The sequence below is a fragment of the Stenotrophomonas sp. NY11291 genome (assembly GCF_023277365.1).
GTDB lineage: Bacteria > Pseudomonadota > Gammaproteobacteria > Xanthomonadales > Xanthomonadaceae > Stenotrophomonas > Stenotrophomonas geniculata.
Genome location: NZ_CP096975.1, coordinates 2,176,086 through 2,197,231, shown reverse-complemented (window position 1 = coordinate 2,197,231; position 21,146 = coordinate 2,176,086). Strand labels below are relative to the sequence as shown.

The window sequence follows — 21,146 nt, the reverse complement described above, 5'->3', positions numbered from 1 at the left end:
TCACCCACCCGGTCGCGTCGATGCCGTCGAGTGCTGGGCGCAGATATCCATCAACTGCTGGTGACCGCGCATCAGCGCATCCACGCAGCGCGGGTCGAACAGTCGGCCACGCTGGGCGTACAGATAAGCCAGTGTGGCTTCCATGGTCCATGCTTCCTTGTACGGACGGGGTGAGATGAGTGCGTCGAAGACATCGGCCACGGCGACGATGCGCGCTTCCAGCGGAATCGCCTCACCGACCAGCCCATCCGGGTAGCCGCTGCCGTCGTATCGTTCGTGGTGGCGCAGCGCGATCAATGCGCCGACCTGGATGAAGCGGTTCTGGCTGCCGCTGAGCAGTTCATGGCCGATGCGCGGGTGCCGGCGCATGATCGCCAGCTCCTCGTCGTTGAGCTTGCCCTGCTTGAGCAGCACGGCATCGGGAATGGCGATCTTGCCCATGTCATGCAGGGGCGCGGCCATCTCGATCAGGCGCACGTCGTCTTCGGGCAGGCCCAGCTGCTCGGCGATCAGCCCTGCCACGCGTGCCATGCGCTCAAGGTAGGCGCTGGTGCCGGCATCACGGAACTCGATCGCCCGCGCCAATCGCGACAGGGTCTCGCGTTCGCGTTCCTCGACCTCGTGCATGCTCGCCAGCAAGCGCTGTTCCAGCGACAACGCGCGTTGCTTCACGTTCTCGGTCTGCTGGCGCAGCTGCAGCAGGTTATAGCAGCGCGCGCGCAGTTCGCGCGGGCGGATCGGCTTGACCAGGAAATCGATGACCCCCGCTTCCAGCGCCGCCTGACGAATCGGCTCGTCGCCGACCACGGTGATCAGGATCACCGGAATGTCGCGATGCTTGGGCAGGCGGCGGAAACGGCGGGCGAACTCCAGCCCGTCCATCTCCGGCATGCGGTAATCGAGCAGCAGCAGGTCGACCGGATGCGCCTCGCACCAGGCCAATGCGGTCAGCGGATCACCGAAGTCATACACGCTCAGTTCGGGCGCGATGTCTTCGATGACGTGACGCAGCATCGTCCGGGCGGACGTCTGGTCGTCAACAATGACGATGTTCAACGCGTACTCTGCCTGGTTTCTCGACCATGCTGGATCATCAGCAGGCGAGGATACCCTGCCGCTGCGAACGCTCGCACCCTGCATCGGCCTGACTCCCGTGTCATGCGTCCCGGTTCATGATCGTCATCACATTGTGAAGCGGACTCTCCACAATGCGTACTCCCCCTGGCGCCGATCAAGCCATAACAGACGTCAAGGTAGTGCATTAACGATACGCCGAGTGCGGGAGGCGTCAATCGCGCCGTCTCATTTCGCGACGGCGCGCACAAACAGGAGTCAAAAAGACGACTTACTGCTCCGGACGCATGTACGGGAACAGCAGCACGTCCCGGATCGAGCTGCTGCCGGTCAGCAGCATCACCAGGCGATCAACGCCGATGCCGAGGCCGCCGGTCGGGGCCATGCCGTACTCCAACGCACGGATGTAGTCGGCGTCGTAGTGCATGGCCTCGTCGTCGCCACCCTCCTTCGCCGCCACCTGGGCCTGGAAGCGCTGGGCCTGGTCTTCCGGGTCGTTCAACTCGGAGAAGCCGTTGGCCAGCTCCTTGCCGTTGACGAACAGCTCGAAGCGGTCGGTGTAGCCCGGATCGTTGTCGTTGGCGCGGGCCAGCGGCGAGACTTCCACCGGGTGGTCGGTGATGAAGGTCGGCTGGATCAGCGTGTGCTCGACAGTGGCCTCGAAGATCTCCAGCAGCAGCTTGCCCCAGCCGTAGGACGGCTTGACGCGGATCTTCAAGCGCTCGCAATGGCGCAGCAGGGCGTCGCGATCGGTGCAGTCGGCCGCGGAGATTTCCGGGTTGTGGTGACGCACCGCCTCGTCCATGCGCCAGCGGCGGAACGCCGGGCCCAGGTCGATCTTCGCACCGTCCCACTCCACCTCGGTGCCGCCGTTGACCGCCTTGGCCACGTCACGGATGACGCCTTCGGTCAGGTCCATGATCTCGTTGTACGTGGCATAGGCCTCGTACAGCTCCATCATGGTGAATTCCGGGTTGTGGCGGGTGCTGACGCCTTCGTTGCGGAAGTTGCGGTTGATCTCGTACACGCGCTCCAGGCCACCCACGGTCAGGCGCTTGAGGTACAGCTCCGGCGCCACGCGCAGGTACAGGTCCAGGTCCAGCGCGTTGTGGTGGGTGGTGAACGGCTTGGCCGCCGCGCCGCCGGGGATGTAATGCATCATCGGCGTCTCGACTTCCAGGAAGTCGCGGTTGTCCAGCCACGCGCGCATGGCGCGGATGATCTTCGAGCGCTTGATGAATACCGCGCGCGATTCCGGGGTCACGATCAGGTCAACGTAACGCTGGCGATAGCGCTGCTCGACGTCGGCCAGGCCATGCCACTTGTCCGGCAGCGGGCGCAGCGACTTGGTCAGCAGGCGGATCGATTCGGCCTTGACCGACAGCTCGCCGGTCTTGGTACGGGTCAGGCCGCCTTCGACGGCGATGATGTCGCCCACGTCCCAGCCCTTGAAGGCGGTATAGGCATCGCCCAGCACCGTGCCCTGCAGGAACAGCTGGATGCGACCGGACTCGTCCTGGATCTGCGCGAAACTGGCCTTGCCCATGATGCGCTTGGCCATCAGGCGGCCGGCCATCTTCACCTGGCGGCCGTTACCTTCCAGGGCCTCGGCGGTCCACTGTTCGGCATCGGCGAACTCTTCCTGCAGGCGGCCGGCGAAGTCCTCGCGACGGAAGTCGTTCGGGTACGCGATGCCCTGCCCACGCAGCGCTTTGAGTTTCTCACGGCGCTCGGCAATCAACTTGTTTTCGTCGACGGGGGGGGTATCGGTAGCTTCGCTCATGGATCTGCGGGAATCGTGTAGTGAGGGGGGATGCTGCGCCGGCAAAGCCGGTTGGACAGCATACCAAAACCGCCCCGCCCCGGCCCCGGCAGCGCCCGGTAGCGCCGGGCCATGCCCGGCGGTCGGTCGGCGCACGAATCCGCCGGGCGTGGCCCGGCGCTACCTCAGCCGTTCCCCGGGAAGGCCTGCCGCAGCTCGTCCACCAGCACCCGCTGGTTCTCCGAGTAATCGATCGGCACCGACACCAGGTGCACGCCTCCCTCGTTGAACGCCGCCTCCAGCGTCGGGATGAACTGCTCGATGGCGGTCACCTCATGCCCCTTGCAGCCATAGGCCCCCGCGTACTTCACGAAATCGGGATTGCTGAAGGTCATGCCGTAGTCGGTGAAGCCATCCACCGCCTGCTTCCAGCGGATCATGCCGTAGGCGCCGTCGTTGAGGATCAGCACCACCAGGTTCAGGCCCAGCCGGCGCGCGGTCTCCAGCTCCTGGCTGTTCATCATGAACCCGCCGTCGCCGCACACCGCCAGCACCCGCCGCTGCGGATACAGGATCGACGCCATGATCGCCGACGGCAGGCCCGCGCCCATGGTCGCCAGCGCGTTGTCCAGCAGCAGCGTGTTGGCCACCTGGGTGCGGTAGTTCCGCGCAAACCAGATCTTGTACATGCCGTTGTCCAGCGCCACGATGCCGTCCGGCGGCATCACCTGGCGCACGTCGTGCACCAGCCGCTGAGGCGTGAATCCAGCCTCCTCGGCACGGTCAGCCAGGTGCTCGAGAATCGTCGTGCGCAGCGGCAGCAGCGCGTCAGCATGCGGCACCGCGCCTTCGATACGGTCGGCCAGCTGGGTCAGTGAACGACCGATGTCACCGATCACTTCCACCTGCGGGAAATACACCTGCTCCACCGCCGCCTGCGAGTAGCCGATATGGATCACGGTCGGCCCACCCGGGCGCATCACGAACGGCGGCTTCTCGGTGACCTCATGGCCGATGGTCACGATCACATCGGCCTGGTCGATGGCCATGTGCACGTAGTCGCGCTCGGTCAGCGCCGCGGTGCCCATGTACAGGCCCGAACCACCGGCCACCGCACCCTTGCCCATCTGCGTGGTGAAGAACGGAATACCAGCACGCAGCACGAACGCCGACAGCGCCTCGCTGGACTGCGGCCGCGACGCCGCTGAAGCGATCATCAGCAACGGTCGCTTGGCGTTGCGGATGATGTCCGCCGCGCGGTCCAGTGCTTCGGGACTGGCAATGGGACGATCCACCGCGTGCGGCGGAATCAGCGCCACGTCCCCGACCTCATCGGCCGCGATGTCTTCGGGCAGCTCCAGCAGCACCGGGCCCGGGCGCTCTTCCAGCGCGGTGCGGAATGCCTCGCGCACGATCGTCGGGATGGTGCGCGCCGAGACGATCTGCCGCGCCTGCTTGGTCAGCGGCTTCATCGTGCTGACGATGTCGACGATCTGGAAGCGCGCCTGCTTGCTGGCGACGATGCCCTTCTGGCCGGTGATCATGATGACCGGCCACGCACCGAGCAGCGCATAGGCCGCACCGGTGGTGAAGTTGAGCGCACCCGGGCCGAGCGTGGCCAGGCACACGCCGGGCTTGCCGGTCAGGCGGCCATAGGTGGCCGCCATGAACACCGCTGCCTGCTCGTGGCGGGTGATGACCAGCTCGATGCTGGAATGGCGGAGCGACTCGACCACGTCGAGATTCTCTTCGCCGGGGATGCCGAAAATGCGCTCGACGCCTTCGTTCTCAAGCGCGGCGACAAGCAGATCTGAACCCTTGGACATTGGAATGCCGTCCTTTTCGCTGGACTGATGATGGATCGTTGCAGGAAGGATGGAAGCTGCGCGTCAACGCTTGTCGAACCAGACCGTCTGCGCGTTGACGAACTCGCGGATGCCGAAGTGGGAGAGCTCGCGGCCGAAGCCGCTCTTCTTCACGCCCCCGATCGGCACGCGCGGGTCCGAAGCAGAGAATCCGTTGACGAACACGCCGCCGGTCTGCAGCCGGCGCGCAAGCTGCATCGCACGGGCACGGTCGCCGGTCCACATGTTGCCGCTGAGACCGAACTCGCTCTGGTTGGCCAGCTCCACCGCATGGTCGGCATCACGAGCGCGGCTGATCGAGGCCACCGGACCGAAGGTCTCGGTATCGAAGGCCTGCATGCCCGGCTCCACGTCGGCCAGCACGGTGGGTGCGTAGAACGCGCCCGGGCGATCCAGCTGATGGCCACCGACCAGCAGCTTCGCGCCCGCGTCCACCGAGGCGCGCACCTGCGCATCCAGCTGTTCCAGCAGGTCCTGGCGTGCCATCGGACCAATGCGATTACCCGCTTCACGACCATCGCCGATGGTCAGCGCCTGCACCTTCTGGCAGAACTGCGCCACGAAACGGTCGTATACCGCGTCTTCAACGATGATGCGCTTGCCGGCGATGCAGACCTGCCCGGTGTTCTGGAAGCGTGAGGCCACCGCCGCATCGACGGCAGCGTCCAGATCGGCGTCGGCCAGCACGATGAACGGGTCCGAGCCGCCCAGTTCCAGCACCACCTTCTTCAGCGCCTGCCCGGCCTGGGCAGCAATGCTGCGGCCGGCGGCCACACTGCCGGTCAGGGTCACCGCCGCGATGCGGTCATCGGCGATCGCCCGGCTGGTGCCGTCGCGGCTGATGTTGGCGGCGATGAAGGTGCCTTCCGGCAGCCCGGCATCGCGCCAGGCGGCATCGAGCAGCTGCGCGGTGCCGACGATGTTCTCGGCCGGCTTCAGCAGGAAGCCGTTGCCGCCCATCAGGATCGGTACCGCCGCGCGCATCACCTGCCAGTACGGGAAATTCCACGGCATGATGCCCAGCACCACGCCCAGCGGCAGGTAGGACACGTAAGCCTTGTCGTCGGGCACCTGGGTCGGCTCGTCGCGCAGGAACTGCGCACCGTGGTCGGCGTACCAGTCGCACAGCACGGCACACTTCTCGATCTCGGCCAGCGATTCGGCCTGCACCTTGCCCATCTCGGCGGTAGCCAGCGCAGCCAACTTCTCACGGTCGCGGCGCAGTACCGCGGCCATCGCACGCAGTACATCCGCGCGCTGTTCGAGGCTCTTGGCGCTCCAGGCCGCGAAGCCGACCTGACCGCGATCGAGGATTGTTTCCAGTTCGGCGTCGGTGGCGAAGGGATGGCTGGCGATCTGTTCACCGGTGGCCGGATCGCGCGAAATGGCAGTGCTGGGGGCAGCGGACATGCGGGGCTCCTGTTGTCTCGACAACGGGCGGTGGCCCGTCTCCTGCACAGGAATGTGGACCCGATTGGCGGAGGCAACAAGGCGTCTGCTTATCCTGTGACATGCACTTACCTGTCTGAATGGGGGCTCTTGCAGGGCTGCGCCCTGCACCCGCAGAGGCAACTGCAACAGCCGAAGCAGCAGCAACAGCGGGCTATCCGTGGGATGGCGAGGTGGGTCCGGTTGCGGGAGACGCCGTAAACCCGTCCTTGGGGCTTGGCCGCGGCATCCATGCCGCGGACACTCCCGCAACCGGACCCACCCCGCCTTCGACGGTTTTCCGCGATCTGTCGGAAATACTTTTGGGGTCAGAGCCGTTTTCCTATGGAAAACGGCTCTGACCCCCGGAATTTCATTCGATATCTGACAGATGTGTCGACCAAGGTCGACACCTACCTACAGCCACGTGAACCTGTCGAAGGTGGGGCGGTGTCGGAGTGCGGGGTGTCAGCCGCATGGATGCGGCTGCCAAGCCCCCAGGGTGAAGTGACCCCCGAGACTTGGACGGGGTCAAGCGGCCGATTGGGCCTGCTCCCGGTACTTTACCGGGCTCAGGCCTTTCAGTTTCAGTTTGATGCGCTCTTCGTTGTAGTACTGGATGTATTCCACCAGCCCAGCCTCCAGACTCTCGATGCTGTCAAAGCTGTTCAGATAGAAGAACTCCGACTTCAGCGTCCCGAAAAAGCTCTCCATTGCCGCATTGTCCAAGCAGTTGCCACGCCGGGACATGCTTTGCTTCAACGAGTGCTTTTCCAGCATGTGCCGGTAGTTTTCATGCTGGTACTGCCAGCCCTGGTCAGAATGGATCATGGGGCGCTCATCCGGGGAAAGCTTGCTGATGGCCTCCTCCAGCATCTGACCCACCAGATCGAACACGGGCTGGCGCTTGATCTGATAAGCCACGATTTCACCGTTGTAGAGGTCCATGATCGGCGACAGGTACAGCTTCATGCCCTGCACCTTGAACTCGGTCACGTCAGTCACCCACTTCTGGTTGGGCCGCTCGGCCTGGAACTCACGATTGAGGTCATTGCCAACCACAATATTGGCCGCTCCCTTGAAGGCCCGATAGCGCTTCACGCGCACGCGCGATTTCAGGCCCATCTCCCCCATCAGGCGCTGTACCCGCTTGCGATTGGTCCGATGGCCCTGATTGGCCAATTCCAGCGTTACCGTGCGATAGCCATAGCGCCCTTGGCTTTGATCGTAGATTGCACGGATGCGCTCGCGCAGATCTGCCTCGTCCTGATCCGGATGGGCCAGGACATGGTTCTGGTAATAGAACGTACTGCGTGACAGCTCTGCCGCTTCGAGCAGAAGCGACAGCGTATGAACCTGCCTCAATCCTTGGATGGCTTGCGCTTTGCGTCTCGCGCCGCCTGCTCTTCCCGGATCAAGGCATCGAGTTTTTTTAGGTAGTCGGTCTCCGCGCGCAGATAGGCGACTTCCTTGAGCAGCTCATCGCGGCTCATATCCTCAGGTGGCTTGGACGAACGGGTCTTTTTCATCGGCTTTCGGGGCGGCGGCAGGGGCGGTGCCAACGCTTGGGCACCGCCCTGAGCATACAGGCGCCGCCACTGCCCCACTGCGCCGGCATCACCAATCTGAAAGTAGGTGGTGGCTTCGCGCCCGGACATGCCGTCCTGGCTCATCTTCTCCAGGACAGCCAGCTTGAACGCGAGGTCATAGGACCGGGCCTGGCGGTGAAACCCGCGCCAACCGTGCAGCCGATAGGTCGCCACCCAGCGCCTGACCGTGGAAAACTCCAGGCTGTGGCGACGAGCAACGGCTTTGACCGATGTGGAGGTCTTGCAGGCCTCTTTGGCGACCTGCAGTTTGAAACGCGCGTCGTATCTGTTCATGTATCCCTCGGGGTTGGATCTGGTGTCCAACTCCCGGGGGTCACTTCAGGGACGGGTTTACGGCGTCCCCGCACTCCGACACCGCCCCGCCATCCCACGGAATGCCCGCTGTTGCTGTTGCTGTTGCTGTCGCTTCGGCCTCTGCTGGTGCAGGGCTGCAAGCCCTGCCGAACACCCCCTACTTCCGCGGCAGGTAAGTCACCAGGGAAAGATCGTGCCGGCTCTCCGGCACCAGCGCCACGTACTGCAGGTCCAGCAGCCCGCGCGTGGGATGGTTCAGCTTCTTCGCACCCTCATCGAACCGGCGCACGTCGTGCTCCGGCCACCACTGGCGGAACTCCTCGCTATGCGCCGCGATGTCCTCCACCAGCGCCAGGAACGGCGCCTTGTCCGGCGCCTGCGCCATCGCCGCACGGAAGCCTGCCAGCAGGCCGCGGGTCATTTCTTCCCAGTTGAGGATCAGCGTGCGGTAGGGCGGGTACAGGAACATCAGCCGCAGCGTGTTGCGCTCATGCGGCGCCAGTTGGCTGTAGTCCACGAACAGATCGGCGATGGCCGGGTTCCAGGCGAGGATGTCGAAGCGGGTGTTGCGCACATAGGCCGGGATCGGCTGCATCGCCTCCACCAGCTGGCGCAAACCGTCGGTCACGCTCTCGTCCGGTGATTCCAGCGGCACGCCGTAGCCGGACAGCGCGAACGCGTAGGCGCGTTCGTCGTCGCTCATGCGCAGCACCTGCGCCAGGCGCTCCAGCACCTCGGGCGAGGCGCGCACTTCACGGCCCTGCTCGATCCAGGTGTACCAGCTGACGCTCACCCCGATCGCCAGCGCGACTTCCTCGCGCTTCAGGCCCGGGGTACGCCGGCGCCCGGCCGGCAGGCCGAGCGTGGCAGGATCGACACGGGCGCGGCAGGCCTTGAGAAAGCCGCCGAGTTCCTTGCGTTCACTTTCGCTGCGCATCATCGCTACCGCCGTACCCGTTGTAGCGTCGAGCCATGCTCGACGCATCTGCTACTGCGCCAACAGCAGCCGAGCATGGGCTCGGCCCCACATCGGAAGCGTGATCAGCCACCCTCGGCGTTGCGCACGAGGGTGACGATATCCGCGCAGGCGCGCCGATCAGGCATCGACGCGCTTGGAGCCCACGGCCAGGCCGGCCTTCAGGCTGGCCTCGACGAACTCGTCCAGGTCGCCGTCCAGCACCTTCTGCGTGTCCGACCGTTCGATGCCGGTGCGCAGGTCCTTGATGCGGCTCTGGTCGAGCACGTAGTTGCGGATCTGACTGCCCCAGCCGATGTCGGACTTGGTGGCTTCCACCGCGTCCTTCTCGGCGTTGCGCTTCTGGATCTCCAGCTCGTACAGCTTGGCGGCCAGCATCTTCATCGCGTTGTCGCGGTTCTGGTGCTGGCTGCGGCCGGTCTGACAGGCCACAACGATGTTGGTCGGGATGTGGGTGATTCGCACCGCCGACTCGGTCTTGTTCACGTGCTGGCCACCGGCACCGGACGAACGGTACACGTCGGTACGCAGGTCGGCCGGGTTGATGGTGATGTCGATGTTGTCATCGATCTCCGGCGACACGAACACCGAGGTGAAGCTGGTGTGGCGGCGGTTGTCCGAGTCGAACGGCGACTTGCGCACCAGGCGGTGCACGCCGGTCTCGGTCTTCAGCCAGCCATAGGCGTAGTCGCCTTCCACGCGCAGGGTGGCCGACTTGATGCCGGCGACGTCGCCACCGGAGACTTCCATCAGCTCGGTCTTCCAGCCGCGCGATTCACACCAGCGCAGGTACATGCGCAGCAGGATCTCGGCCCAGTCCTGGGCTTCGGTGCCACCGGCACCGGCCTGGATGTCGACGAATGCGGCCGCATTGTCCATCTCGCCGGAGAACATGCGCTGGAATTCCAGCTTCTCGACGTGCGACTGGTGCTTGTCCAGGTCGGCGACCACGGCCAGCGCGGTGTCCTCGTCCTGCTCGGACTCGGCCAGCTCAAGCAGTTCGGTGGCATCAGCCAGGCCGTCGAGCACCGAGGCGATGCCGCCCACGGTCTTTTCCAGGCTGGAGCGCTCGCGGCCCAGATTCTGGGCGTACTCGGCGTTGTTCCAGACGTCGGGGCTTTCCAGCTCCCGCGTTACTTCTTCAAGACGCTCTTTCTTGGCGTCGTAGTCAAAGATACCCCCGAAGCGACAGCACGCGATCGGTCAGATCGGTGATGCGCTGGCGGACAGGATTCAGTTCGATCATGTCGGCGGTTATGCATTCAAAAGATGACTGGTAATGATACCGCAGGCCGGGGATGCCCGGAATGAGGGCCTCATCCGGCCCCCAACGCCTGCCGGAGCAGCGGCAGCTGGCGCCGGCTGCAGGGCACCTTGGCCCCGTCGGCCATGTGCAGCAGGGCCTCGCCCCCCTCCAGCGGCTCGATCGAGCGCAGCTGGCCGCGATGGATCAGCCAGCTGCGGTGCGGGCGCAGGAACTCACCCGGGTCCAGCCGCTGCTCCAGCACCGCCATGGTGATCCGCAGCGGGTAGTCGTGCCCGCGTACCCGCAGGTTCACGTAGTTCCCCGCCGCCTGGGCGTACTCCACGTCGGCGGTGGCGACCAGGAACTCCTTGCCCAGCTTGCGCACCAGGAAGTGCTGCGGGCGCTCGACCGGTTCCACCGGCGGGCCGACGTCAGGCTCGGCCAGCAGGCTCGCCTCACCCTGCCTGCGCCGCCCGAACCAGCTGGCGAAGTGCTCCAGTGCCACGAACATCGCGAAGGTGCGGATATCCTTCAGGTATTCGTAGGCAAGACGCTCCAGCCATCCTGCATCGTCCTGGTAGCGGTAGCCCATCGACGCATAGGCCAGGTGCCGCAGCACCATCATCCCCACCACGTGCAGCAGCGACCAGCCCACGCTGGCCAGCAGATACAGTGGCAACCGCCGCTTCCAGGTATCGGCATGCAGCGGCCAGCGCTCACAGCCCCACCACAGCAGCGGCAGGGTCAGCAGGATCAGGGCGAGGCTGCTGAACTCCCAGATCATCGGTTCCCACAGGCCGAGATCGGCGCCGCGGCGACTGGCGTCCATCACTTCCACCAGCGCATTGGTCACTGCTGAAGCCGACAGGATGGTCGCCCATACCAGCAGGCGCGTTGAAGTACGCCAGCGCGATGGTCGGCCCTGGGTCATTGCTGCATCCATGTTGTTGCGGTGCTCCAGCCTGCCTCAAGAGACCAAAGGTAGCCGCTCCATTGGTCCCGCCACCCCCGCCATTGGTCACTGCGCGGGTTCCGGCGGCCCCTTGGCAGTGGCTGCACAGGCCGGACGGCGTCACGTTGGCTCGACCTTCCGGCACACCTCCACCATGACCCGACGCCACGACATCGACGCCCTGCGCGTGTTCGCCTTCGCCCTGCTGATCCTCTACCACACCGCCATGGCCTATGTGGACGACTGGGGCTTCCACCTCAAGAGCGTGCATACCGCCGAATGGCTGCAGTGGCCGATGCTGTTCGTCAACCGCTGGCGGATGTCGCTGCTGTTCCTGATTTCAGGCATCGCCATCGCGCTGATGCGGCCGGAAAGCAGGCTGCTGCGCTTTGCCGGCCTGCGCACGTGGCGGCTGCTGCCGCCCCTGCTGTTCGGCATGTTCGTGATCGTGCCGATCCAGCCCTACTGCGAGGGCGTGGCCAACGGTCATGTTGCGCCCGGCTTCGGGCATTTCCTGCTGCGCTACTGGCAGGTGCGGCCGTGGCCGGAAGGCAGTTTCGCCGGCTGGCAATACGGCATCACCTGGAACCACCTGTGGTACCTGGCCTATCTGTGGAACTACACGCTGGCCCTGGCCCTGCTGATGCCATTGCTGGGAACGGCCGTGGTGCGCCGTGCGATCGCGTTCTGCGCCGCCTCGCCGATACTGCTGATCGGAATTCCGTCTGCGCTGCTGCTGGCCTGGGTGATCTGGCTGGAGCCGGTCTATCCGTCCACCAATACCCTGCTTGGCGACTGGTACCAGCACGCGAAGTACGCGACAGTGTTCCTGGCCGGCTACCTGCTCGGTCGCGAGCCGGTGTTCTGGCAGCGCGTGGTCTCCCTGCGCCGCACCACGCTGTGGCTGGCGCTGGCGGCGGTCGGCTGGTATCTGGGGTTGCGCATCCTCGGCCAGGTGCTGCCGGCTGACTCCTCGCTGCGGCAATGGCCTGAAACGTTCTGGGACCTGCAGGGCAGGACCAGCCAGTCGGTGTATGTCTGGACCGCGCTGCTGGCCATCCTCGGCTGGGGCAAGGTCTTCCTCGACCGCCCGTTCGGCTGGCTGCCGTACTGCACCGAGGCCATCTATCCCTGGTACATGCTGCACCAGAGCCTGATCATCGTGCTGTTGTTCTGGCTCAAGCCATTGCAACTGGGTCCTTGGCTGGAGCCGTCGCTACTGCTGGGCGGCACCGTCGGCGGCTGCCTGCTGATCCACGAACTGCTGATCCGACGCTCCCGCTGGCTGCGGCCCCTGTTCGGCCTGCGCGCCAATCCGCCAGCATCGCCGGTTGCACACGCTGCGCAGTTGTAGAGCCGAGCCAACGCTCGGCTGCCTCTGCCATGAGCCGAGCATGGGCTCGGCTCTACACCAACGTGGTCGAGCGCGCTCGACTCCATACGGGCGTGCGAGCGGTCAACGCACCTCGAACTCGCCCACCAGCACGGTTTCGGCGCGGTCCTTCAACCGCATCGTGACCATCTGGTCCTTCTGCTTCGACGTGCCCCAGTGGGTGGTCAGGCGCAGCATCAGCGTCGTCGCCCCGGTCACCAGCTGCTGGCGGCTGCCGAAGTAGTTCGCCTCCACCTTGTACTTGCCCGGCTTGGCGTTGCGTAGCGAGAACTGCTCGGGACCATAGCCGCCGGTGAAGTCCTGCGACATCTGCCCGCCCTGGTAGGTCAGGCGGTTGCCGTAGTAGGCGCGCTCGCCGTTCGGGTCGGTCACCCACAGGTCCATGTCGCTGTTGTCGGCATCCCACGACAGCACCACCCGCAGGTCCAGCGGCATCGCCTGCAGCAGGCGCGGGTCGATGCTGGTGGTATCCAGCCGGGGCGTGCTGCGGGCCACCAGGTTGGTCAGTTCATCCAAGGCGATCAGGGCGATGCCATCGAAGCGGCTGTCCCACGGCCGCACCACCACCTGGTACAGCGGCGCCAGCGCCTGCTGCGGCTTGCCGGCCGCCGCCAGTGCCAGGCCGAGGTCGCGGAAGCTCTGCGGCTCTTCCTGGCCCATGGCCAGCACCTGCTCGAACACCGGCACCGCCAGCGCGGGGGCATCGGCCTGCATCAGCCGATAGCCGAGCACGCGCAGCAGGTGGCGGTTGTCCAGGTCCATCTCGGCCAGGTTCGACAACACGCGCAGTGCCAGGTCGCGCTGACCCTGCGCCAGCAGCAGGTCGGCCACGTCGAGGAAGAATGCGCTGCTGTCGGCATGGGCATCGCGCTCGGCCAGGTAGCGGTCATACAGTTGCGACGCCGGGCCCTGGCGCAGGCGCCGGGCGATGGTCGAGTCCGGCTGCCAGGCCGCCAGCTGGATGCCGAGCTCGCCCTCGTTGGCGGCAGCGGGCGCAGCGACACGGCCACCCGTGACCGTGATTGAATCCAGGGCCTTGTTCGATGCAGGCGCTGAGCGACGTGCACGCGCGCTGCTGGCTTCCATGCGCTGCTCGGCGGCGGCCATCGGTGCCGGGGCAGGCGGTGCCGCAGGGGCCGGCGCGGCGAGCATCGCCACCGGCGCCGATTCCATCGCGTAGTCCGCGGAGGCCACTTCCAGTGCCCCACCCTTCGGCTGCGGCGGCATTCCCTTCGGCCAGCTGCGGTTCCACCACTGCTGGCGCTCCTTCCAGCGTGCAGCCACTTCATCCAGGCGCTCGCGATCCGCAGCGGCGCGATCCGCCACCTGCACGGCGAATCGTGCATCGTATTCGGTGCGGAGCGTGCCAGACGGACGGATCGCATAGCGCAGGTAGTCGTCCAGTGTCTCCAGCACGATCAGCGAGGTATCCGGCCCCACCAGGCCAAACTGCTGGGACAGGCGCTGCATGGCCTCACGGTTGCTGCGGCGGTCGACGGCCAGTTGCTGCAGGCGCGCCTGCGCCCACAGGCCGGCCAGCAGTTCGCCGTCATCGCTTTTCTGCGTGGCCGGCAGCGCCTGCCATTCGCCGCCACCCACGCGCACCCGCATCGGCACACCGTCGGCGGCCAGTCGTGCGTGCAGCCACAGCCAGCCCTGGGCTTCACTGCGACGATCGATCACCACGTCCTGCACGCCGCGCCCCGCATCGACCTGCACATCCAACGGCGACGACAGCAGCTCGCGCGCCGCTGCATCGACATCCTCACCCAGTGCAACAAAGCGGCCACCATGCGCTTCGCTCCAACCACGCAGTCGCACGGCATCGGTGCGCGCACCGGCGCTGCTGATCGCAAACAGGCGTTGATCCGCCACCATCGCCGGTAGCTGTTCCGGCCCATAGGTCAGCAGGCCATCGCTGACCAGCAGGTATTCCTTCACGCCCGGCTGCGGCTGCCACTGTGCCAGCGCGCTGGCACCGTCCGGGCGCACGGCCTGCAGGGCTGCGCGCAGTTCACTCCAGTTGCCGGCGCGGATACGGAATCGACGCACCTGTTCGGCGCGATCGCGCAGCACGGTCAACGCCACGGTGCCGTCACCCATCGCGGCGAAGTACCGATCCAGCAGGGCGAACTCGCGCGTGCGGTCACGCTGCCCACCCGAGCCGGAGCCATCCCACAGCAGGCCGATCTCGCGGGGCAACGTGCGCGGCGTGCTGCCGGTCGACACCTGCAGCTGCGCCAACAGGTAGTGCCCGTCCTGCCAGGGCGCCACCTGGACCTGCGCCTGACGTGCTGCGGGCAGGCTCCACTGCAGCTGCTTCGGCAACTGCGCGCCCCTGCCCTGCCACTGCAGCTGGCCCGCGCTGATACGGAATGGCGCCGTACCCGCGGCCGTCGCGCCCGGGGCCTGCAGCTTCAGTTCAACCGAGGCTGCACCGGCGGCGAACTGCAGCGGCAGCGTCCATTGCCAGCCGTGGCCGTCGAAGGCCAACGGCTCACGCATCACCAGCTGCACGCGCCGACTGCCGCCGGCCGGCAGCGGGTAGATGCGCAGGCGGAACTGGTTGCCAGCGGTCTGTTCCAGCAGGCCCGGGTCGACGCCGCGGCGGGCAATCTCCTCGAATACCTGACGACCGCGGTCCTTGGGCACCGGCACCGCGTCACGCATCTCGCCGTTGATATCCAGCGCGAAGCCGCTGATCTGCTGACCGTCGCCCAGCGGGAACTGCAGCTCACCTTCCAGCACGCGCCGGTTCGGGTTATGGAATTCCAGGGTGATCCGGGTCTGGGCGATGCCCGCCTGGACTTCGCCCTCGATGCGTGCGCGCTGCAGCTGCACCGGTTGTTCGGCGGCCGGCGCGATCAGCAGCGGCGTGGCGGCCTGCGGCCGGGAGATCGGCGGCGACTGCGCGCCAGCGGGGCAGGCCACAAGGGCCAGCAACAACACAGTGCAGCATCGGGCGAAGACCATGACCGGACTCCAGTGGGATCGTAGACCGTTGAACGCACGAGCTGCCGGAACGGGGTTGGCGGGGTCCCAAAAAAGGGGACGGAGGGGATCAAGTCGCAATGGCAAACAAGGCAAAAACGACTTGATCCCCTCCGTCCCTTTTTCTTCAAGCGGGGAGGCTGTGCTCCACAATCAGCTGGATGGCGCTGCCACCGCGATAGTCATCGCAGGCGAGCCGGTAGGCGAGATGCACGTGGCGGCCCGGCGCGTTCCCGTGCCAGCCGCCGAAGTGGATCGCGTTGATCGTGCCGGGTACGCCTGGCAGGCGCAGTTCCAGCTTGAGGTGGCGTTCCTTCAGCACGCGCCAGTTGGCCACTTCGAAGTGGCCGTCGAACAGCGGCTCGGGGAAGCCTTGGCCCCACGGTCCAGCAAGACGCAGCGCGTCGGCGTGGCGATGGTCGAGTTCGTCCGCCGCCAGTTCGCCGTCGCTGAGTACCTGCTGCTGGAGCGCGGCCGGGTCGAGCATTTCCAGCACCACGGCGACGAAGGCCGCCTTGAAGTCATCGACGTGATCGAGGCGCAGGCTGAGGCCGGCCGCCATGGCGTGGCCGCCGAAGCGTTCGATCAAGCCCGGATGGCGCGCATCGACCAATGCCAGTGCGTCACGGATATGCAGGCCGGGGATCGAGCGCGCCGAGCCACGCAGGGTGTCGGCGCCCGGCTCGGCCGGTGCGAAGGCGATCACCGGGCGATGCAAGCGATCCTTCATCTTCGACGCGACCAGGCCAACTACGCCCGGATGCCAGTCTGCATCGAAGAGGCAGGCCGCCACCGGTCGCTGGCCAGCCATGTCCAGCACCACGCGGGTCAACGCCTGCTCGGCGTCGTCAGTCATCGACTGCTGCACGGCGCGCCGTTCCGCATTGATCTGCTCCAGCGTCTGCGCGATCTCGCGCGCCTGCCGTGGGTCTTCGGTCAGCAGCAGCGCGATGCCCAGCGCCATGTCTTCCAGCCGGCCCGCCGCGTTCAGGCGTGGGCCGAGTGCGAAGCCAATATCGGTGGCCGTCAGTCGCGTGGCGTAACGGCCGCTGGCTTCGATCAGCGCACGCAGGCCTACACAGCCCTGCCCTGCGCGCAGACGACGCAGGCCCGCGCTCACCAATGCACGGTTGTTCGGGTCCAGCGCTACCAGATCGGCGACGGTGCCGACCGCCACCAGGTCCAGCAGCGTGGTCAGGTCCGGTCCCTTGCCATCGGCAAAGACACCGGCTTCGCGCATCTGTCGGCGCAGCGCCATCAGCACGTAGAAGATCACGCCGACACCGGCCAGCGATTTACTGGGGAAGGCGTCGCCGTCCAGATTCGGATCGACAATGACGTCGGCCGGCGGCAGCTGCGGGCCCGGCAGATGGTGGTCGGTGACCAGTACCTGCCAGCCACGTGCCTTGGCCGCAGTCACGCCGGCATGGCAGGCAATACCGTGGTCGACCGTGACCAGCAGGTCCGGCTTCAACTCGGCCAGTTCTTCCACCAGCGACGGCGACAGGCCATAGCCGTGCACCATGCGGTTCGGCACCGCATGGAAGACATGCTGCGCGCCGAGCATGCGCAGGCCACGCACGCCGACCGCACAGGCGGTGGCGCCATCGCAGTCGAAATCGCCGACCACCAGGATGCGCTTGTCGTCGGCGATGGCCTCGACCAGCAGGCCCACCGCATCGTCGATGCCGGTCAGCAGTTCGGGGGCGTGCAGATTGCCCAGCTTCGGCTGCGCCAGCTCCGGTGTGCCCGCGCCCCGGCTGGCATAGAGACGCGCCAGCAGGGGCAGCGTGCCGTCCGGCCAGCTGCCGGGTGCGACCGCATCACGGCGGCGGATCATCGGCGTATCAGAGGACGGCTGCACAGCATCGGCGGCAAGGGACATCGGCATCGCCGGGTGACGGAAGACCCGGGCATGATACCCCGCCCGGCTTGCCGGGCTCTTCCCGGGCTTGGCGCAGAGGTGGCGATCGCCCATGCTTGTTCGCTTCTGAAACGGAATTCGCCATGTATCGCCCGTTGTCCGCACTGATTGTCGGCCTGTTGCTGCCGCTCGCCAGCCATGCCGCAAACACGCCGGTCACAGCCGGTATCGAGTTCGTGCACCACGACTGGTTCCTGGCCTGCGACAACACCGGTACCTGCCGTGCCGCGGGTTATGGCCCCGAGAACGCAGACAGCCTGCTGGGCCTGATGTTGGAACGTGCCGGCGGTCCCGGTACGGCAGTAAAGGCGCGGCTGCGGGTGGGCGAGGATGGCCAAAGCGCAATGCCTGAGGGAGCGATGCGCCTGCATGTGAACGGCCGTGATCTGGGCCCGGTGCAGGACACCGGTGCCGACGAGGCCGTGACGCTGCGGCCCGCGCAGGTGGAAGCCCTGCTGGCGGCCCTGCCCGGCCAGGCCCGCATCGAGGTCATCGACAACAACGGCACCCGCTGGCCGATTTCCGACCGTGGGGCTGCCGCCGTACTGCTGAAAATGGACGAGGCACAAGGGCGGATCGGAACACCCGGCGCCCTGGTGCGGCGTGGCACGCATGCCGAAACGAGCGTGCCGGCTGCGCACGCCAAGCCGGTGATCGTGAGCGCGGCACTGGTGGCCCCACACCCTGGAGACAGCGAACTGGGAAGCAGCGAAGCGCTGCGCGACGCGCTGATCGCCACGCTCGGCGACAGTGACGACTGTCCGCGCATGATCGAGTACACGGGCACCCCGGAAATGGTGATCGAGCGGCTGGACGAGCACCACGTACTGGTGCAGGCGCTGTGCCAGATGGGCGCGTACAACTACAGCAATGGCTTCTGGATCGCGCGCGACCAGCCCCCGTTCGCCCCGCAGACGGTCACGATGGAAGCAGAGGGCTTCTCGCGCGGCGAACGCACGCTCTACGCGCGCTACAAGGGCCGCGGTATCGGCGACTGCGTTTCCGGTTCGGACTGGGTATGGGATGGCCACAGATTCCAGCCCAGCAGTGCGTTCAGTACCGGCCTGTGCCGTGGCATGCCGGGCGGGCACTGGATGCTGCCAACCCTGCTCAGCGAGGTGCGTTGAATGGGCGCTCCTTCTCTACTGCAGGCGCCCCTGTTCCTGCTGGGTTTGCTGATGATGCCTTCGGCTGCTTCGGTCACGGATGCGGTGGGCGGATCGTTCGCCGATGGCGACTGGTTCATGGCCTGCGACAACACGCGCACTTGTCGTCTCGCCGGTGTCGGCGCACTGGCGCCGCTGAGGCTGGCCGCGCTGATCGAGCGCAATGGCGGCCCCGGAGCCGCGGTGGAGATCCGGCTGACACTCGCCCGCGACAGCGTTGACGATCCCGAAGCGCAGGCACAGTCCCCTACCGGCGAACTGCAATTGCGGTTGGATGGAACGCCCGCCGGCAGCATCGGCATACTGGAGTCGGCGACGGAGCATGCAACGCTGACACCGGCCCAGGTGCAGGCGTTCAGTGCAGCCCTCATCGAGCATTCACCCATCAGCGTCACCGACAGCAAGGGCCAGGCATGGTCGCTCTCCGCATCCGGCGCAGCCGCGCTGATGCTGAAGATGGATCAGTTCCAGCAGCGCCTGGAGACGCCTGGCGCGCTGGTGAGACGAGGGCATAGACCGGAGTCGCGCGTGCCACCCGCCCTCCCGAAGCCACAGCTTGCCACGCCATCCATGGCGGTCGAGCCGCATGAGGAAGACGTACACCTGGAGGACCCCGAGGACCTGCGCCGTCTGCTTCAGCCCAGCAGCAAGGTCGACTGGGCATGCGCCCCGGATGTGCAGCAGACCGCGCCGCATTCCATCGCCATCCAGCGATTGGACGATCATCACCTGCTCGCCTCTGTTGTCTGCCACACCCAGGCGCTCAACGTGCCGGCGGGCACGTGGGTGATCAACGACCAGGCACCGTTCAATCCCGTATTCATTACCCAGGGCGCACTCTTTGCGCGCTCGCCCGAGGCGGTCTTTCTCGAGGAAACCGTGGAGACCGACCAGGATCGCTGCGAAACCGGGCGCTACTGGTCGTGGGATGGGCAGCGGATGCAGCTGGCCATGGAATACGTCGGCGGCACCTGCAGTGGCTCTGGCGCCTCCACCTGGCAGCTGCCGACCTACGTTTCGGAGTTCCGCTAGGGCACCCGCCGGGCATGGCCCGGCGCTACCTGGATGCTTCAGGCATCGTGAAGCTGGCGCGGCTTTTTCCAGAACTGCCAGCGCTGTCCACGGTCCAGCTGGAACTGCAGGCCGTCCTCGAAATCGAGCACCAGCCGCTGTAGTTCGCCACGCTTGAGCGCGGCCAGCAGCGGACGGATCGCATCATTGCCCAGCTGCTGCAAAGAGCGCAGCTGGCGCAGATCCACCAATGCATCCACCGACTGCTCGCCATCCGCGGCAACGCCCGCAGCCAGGGCCAGACCCTGCAGCAGCGCATCGCGGCTGCGCACCTGTGCGTGCGGCGTGCCGACCGACACCGGCATCACGCCACCGCCCCAGAACCACAGTGAATTGATCGGCTGTTGTCCCTGCGCGGCGCGCTGCTGGTTCCAGGAATGGTTGTGCAGCAGCACCTGTGCCTCGGTCATCAGCGCCCGCCAACGACGGCCGCCCTCGCCTGCCGGCAGGTGCGAGAACAGGTCATCGCCGAGCACCTCATCCGGGCTGTCGAAGTCAGGCAACGCCAGGTCGATCGGAAGCCGCAGGTACCAGCGCGAAGGATCCGGTGCGTCGAGCACGAATCCGGCATCGGCAAACAGCGGCTGCAGCACCGGCAACAGGGCCAGGCAGTCCGCCAGGGTCGGCCGCAGCGTCTCGCCGTAAGCCATCATCCGTGCGCCATGCATGTCCGGCACCATGCAGGCCGGGTCGGCACGCAGCCAGCACGCGCCCGCCGCATCGCCGACGTCGCGCTGGCGGCTCAGTGCGGCCACCGGCCAGTGTGGCGCGGCGACGGTGAAATGGCGCTGCAGCTGTGCCCGCTCGCCGGCTTCGAACTGCGAGACGTTGGCGCGGCCCAGGGCGCGCGCCACGTCATCAGGCAGCGCAGCCGCGGCAAAGCGGCTGCGTGCCGGCAACAGCAGGGTCGCCGTCGCCACGTGGTCAGTCCACGTAGCTGACGCTGACGATCTCGTACTCGCGCTGGCCGGCCGGGGCGTCGATCACGATCGAATCGCCTTCCAGCTTGCCGATCATCGCGCGCGCCACCGGCGAGGAAATCGCGATCAGGCCCAGCTTGATGTCCGCTTCCAGGTCACCAACGATCTGGTATTTCTTCTCTTCGTCGGTTTCCACGTCAGCCAGCGTCACGCTGGCGCCGAACACCACCTTGGAGCCGGCGTTGAGCTTGCTCACGTCGATGATCTCGGCGTGCGACAGCTCACCTTCCAGCTGCTTGATGCGGCCTTCGATGAAGCCCTGTTCCTCGCGCGCAGCGTGGTACTCGGCGTTCTCCTTCAGGTCGCCGTGCTCACGCGCTTCGGCGATCGCGGCGATCACCTTCGGGCGCTTGACCGACTTCAGGTGATCCAGTTCATCGCGCAGACGCTGCGCGCCCTTCATCGTGATGGGGG

The 21,146-nt window shown here is 66.4% G+C and carries 15 protein-coding genes; 3 read left to right on the top strand and 12 right to left on the bottom strand.

All coding sequences use genetic code 11. The features are described 5' to 3' along the window. The 8 genes from M1L61_RS10315 to M1L61_RS10280 all read right to left on the bottom strand — a co-directional run bounded on the left by M1L61_RS10315 (window position 1) and on the right by M1L61_RS10280 (window position 11,186). The gene (locus M1L61_RS10315) at window positions 1-1,140 is read right to left on the bottom strand and encodes a two-component system response regulator (protein WP_006364528.1); all 1,140 of its coding nucleotides are present in this window, start codon (window positions 1,138-1,140) and stop codon (window positions 1-3) included. 205 nt (window positions 1,141-1,345) lie between these two features. Further along, entirely contained in the window at window positions 1,346-2,857 is a 1,512-nt protein-coding gene (lysS, locus tag M1L61_RS10310; protein ID WP_010482504.1) for a lysine--tRNA ligase, read from the bottom strand. A gap of 164 nt (window positions 2,858-3,021) precedes the next feature. After that, complete coding sequence (locus M1L61_RS10305; protein WP_248854701.1) at window positions 3,022-4,662, bottom strand: acetolactate synthase large subunit; 1,641 nt, start codon at window positions 4,660-4,662, stop codon at window positions 3,022-3,024. 63 nt (window positions 4,663-4,725) lie between these two features. Continuing rightward, the gene (locus M1L61_RS10300) at window positions 4,726-6,111 is read right to left on the bottom strand and encodes an NAD-dependent succinate-semialdehyde dehydrogenase (RefSeq protein ID WP_248854700.1); all 1,386 of its coding nucleotides are present in this window, start codon (window positions 6,109-6,111) and stop codon (window positions 4,726-4,728) included. Window positions 6,112-6,660: 549 nt separating this feature from the next. Next, a protein-coding gene (locus M1L61_RS10295; protein WP_099560046.1) for an IS3 family transposase occupies window positions 6,661-8,012 on the bottom strand; the annotation gives its coding sequence in 2 pieces (ribosomal slippage) (window positions 6,661-7,565 and window positions 7,565-8,012; 1,353 coding nt in all). A 178-nt stretch (window positions 8,013-8,190) separates the two neighbouring features. Continuing rightward, window positions 8,191-8,973, bottom strand: coding sequence for a helix-turn-helix transcriptional regulator (locus M1L61_RS10290; protein WP_019661470.1), 783 nt, complete (start codon window positions 8,971-8,973; stop codon window positions 8,191-8,193). Between the two features lie 156 nt (window positions 8,974-9,129). After that, window positions 9,130-10,255 (bottom strand): peptide chain release factor 2 gene (gene prfB / locus M1L61_RS10285; protein WP_097048047.1). Its coding sequence is split into 2 segments (ribosomal slippage): window positions 9,130-10,179 and window positions 10,181-10,255, totalling 1,125 coding nucleotides; the frame shifts between segments, so codons are not numbered across the junction. Between the two features lie 70 nt (window positions 10,256-10,325). Further along, complete coding sequence (locus M1L61_RS10280; protein WP_197577244.1) at window positions 10,326-11,186, bottom strand: LytTR family DNA-binding domain-containing protein; 861 nt, start codon at window positions 11,184-11,186, stop codon at window positions 10,326-10,328. 175 nt (window positions 11,187-11,361) lie between these two features. On the opposite strand from M1L61_RS10280, the gene M1L61_RS10275 reads away from it, so the two are divergent. Next, window positions 11,362-12,561: an acyltransferase family protein gene (locus M1L61_RS10275; RefSeq protein WP_248854699.1), complete on the top strand. Its 1,200-nt coding sequence runs from the start codon at window positions 11,362-11,364 to the stop codon at window positions 12,559-12,561. A 102-nt stretch (window positions 12,562-12,663) separates the two neighbouring features. Here the strand turns inward: M1L61_RS10275 and M1L61_RS10270 are convergent, their stop codons facing one another. Then, window positions 12,664-15,573, bottom strand: coding sequence for a VIT domain-containing protein (locus M1L61_RS10270; protein WP_248854698.1), 2,910 nt, complete (start codon window positions 15,571-15,573; stop codon window positions 12,664-12,666). 145 nt (window positions 15,574-15,718) lie between these two features. Continuing rightward, window positions 15,719-17,476 (bottom strand): single-stranded-DNA-specific exonuclease RecJ, encoded by a 1,758-nt coding sequence (gene recJ, locus M1L61_RS10265; protein WP_248854697.1) that lies wholly within the window; start codon window positions 17,474-17,476, stop codon window positions 15,719-15,721. A 122-nt stretch (window positions 17,477-17,598) separates the two neighbouring features. Between recJ and M1L61_RS10260 the strand changes: the two genes are divergently transcribed. Both M1L61_RS10260 and M1L61_RS10255 read left to right on the top strand, forming a co-directional pair. Next, the gene (locus M1L61_RS10260; protein WP_248854696.1) at window positions 17,599-18,642 is read left to right on the top strand and encodes a DUF1176 domain-containing protein; all 1,044 of its coding nucleotides are present in this window, start codon (window positions 17,599-17,601) and stop codon (window positions 18,640-18,642) included. A gap of 51 nt (window positions 18,643-18,693) precedes the next feature. Then, window positions 18,694-19,713, top strand: coding sequence for a DUF1176 domain-containing protein (locus M1L61_RS10255; protein WP_248854776.1), 1,020 nt, complete (start codon window positions 18,694-18,696; stop codon window positions 19,711-19,713). Window positions 19,714-19,751: 38 nt separating this feature from the next. Here M1L61_RS10255 and M1L61_RS10250 read toward each other — a convergent pair whose 3' ends face one another. Together M1L61_RS10250 and greA are read right to left on the bottom strand one after the other, a co-directional pair. Continuing rightward, the gene (locus tag M1L61_RS10250; RefSeq protein WP_248854695.1) at window positions 19,752-20,672 is read right to left on the bottom strand and encodes a phosphoglycerate mutase; all 921 of its coding nucleotides are present in this window, start codon (window positions 20,670-20,672) and stop codon (window positions 19,752-19,754) included. Window positions 20,673-20,676: 4 nt separating this feature from the next. Then, entirely contained in the window at window positions 20,677-21,141 is a 465-nt protein-coding gene (gene greA, locus M1L61_RS10245; protein ID WP_170272484.1) for a transcription elongation factor GreA, read from the bottom strand. Window positions 21,142-21,146 lie beyond the last annotated feature (5 nt).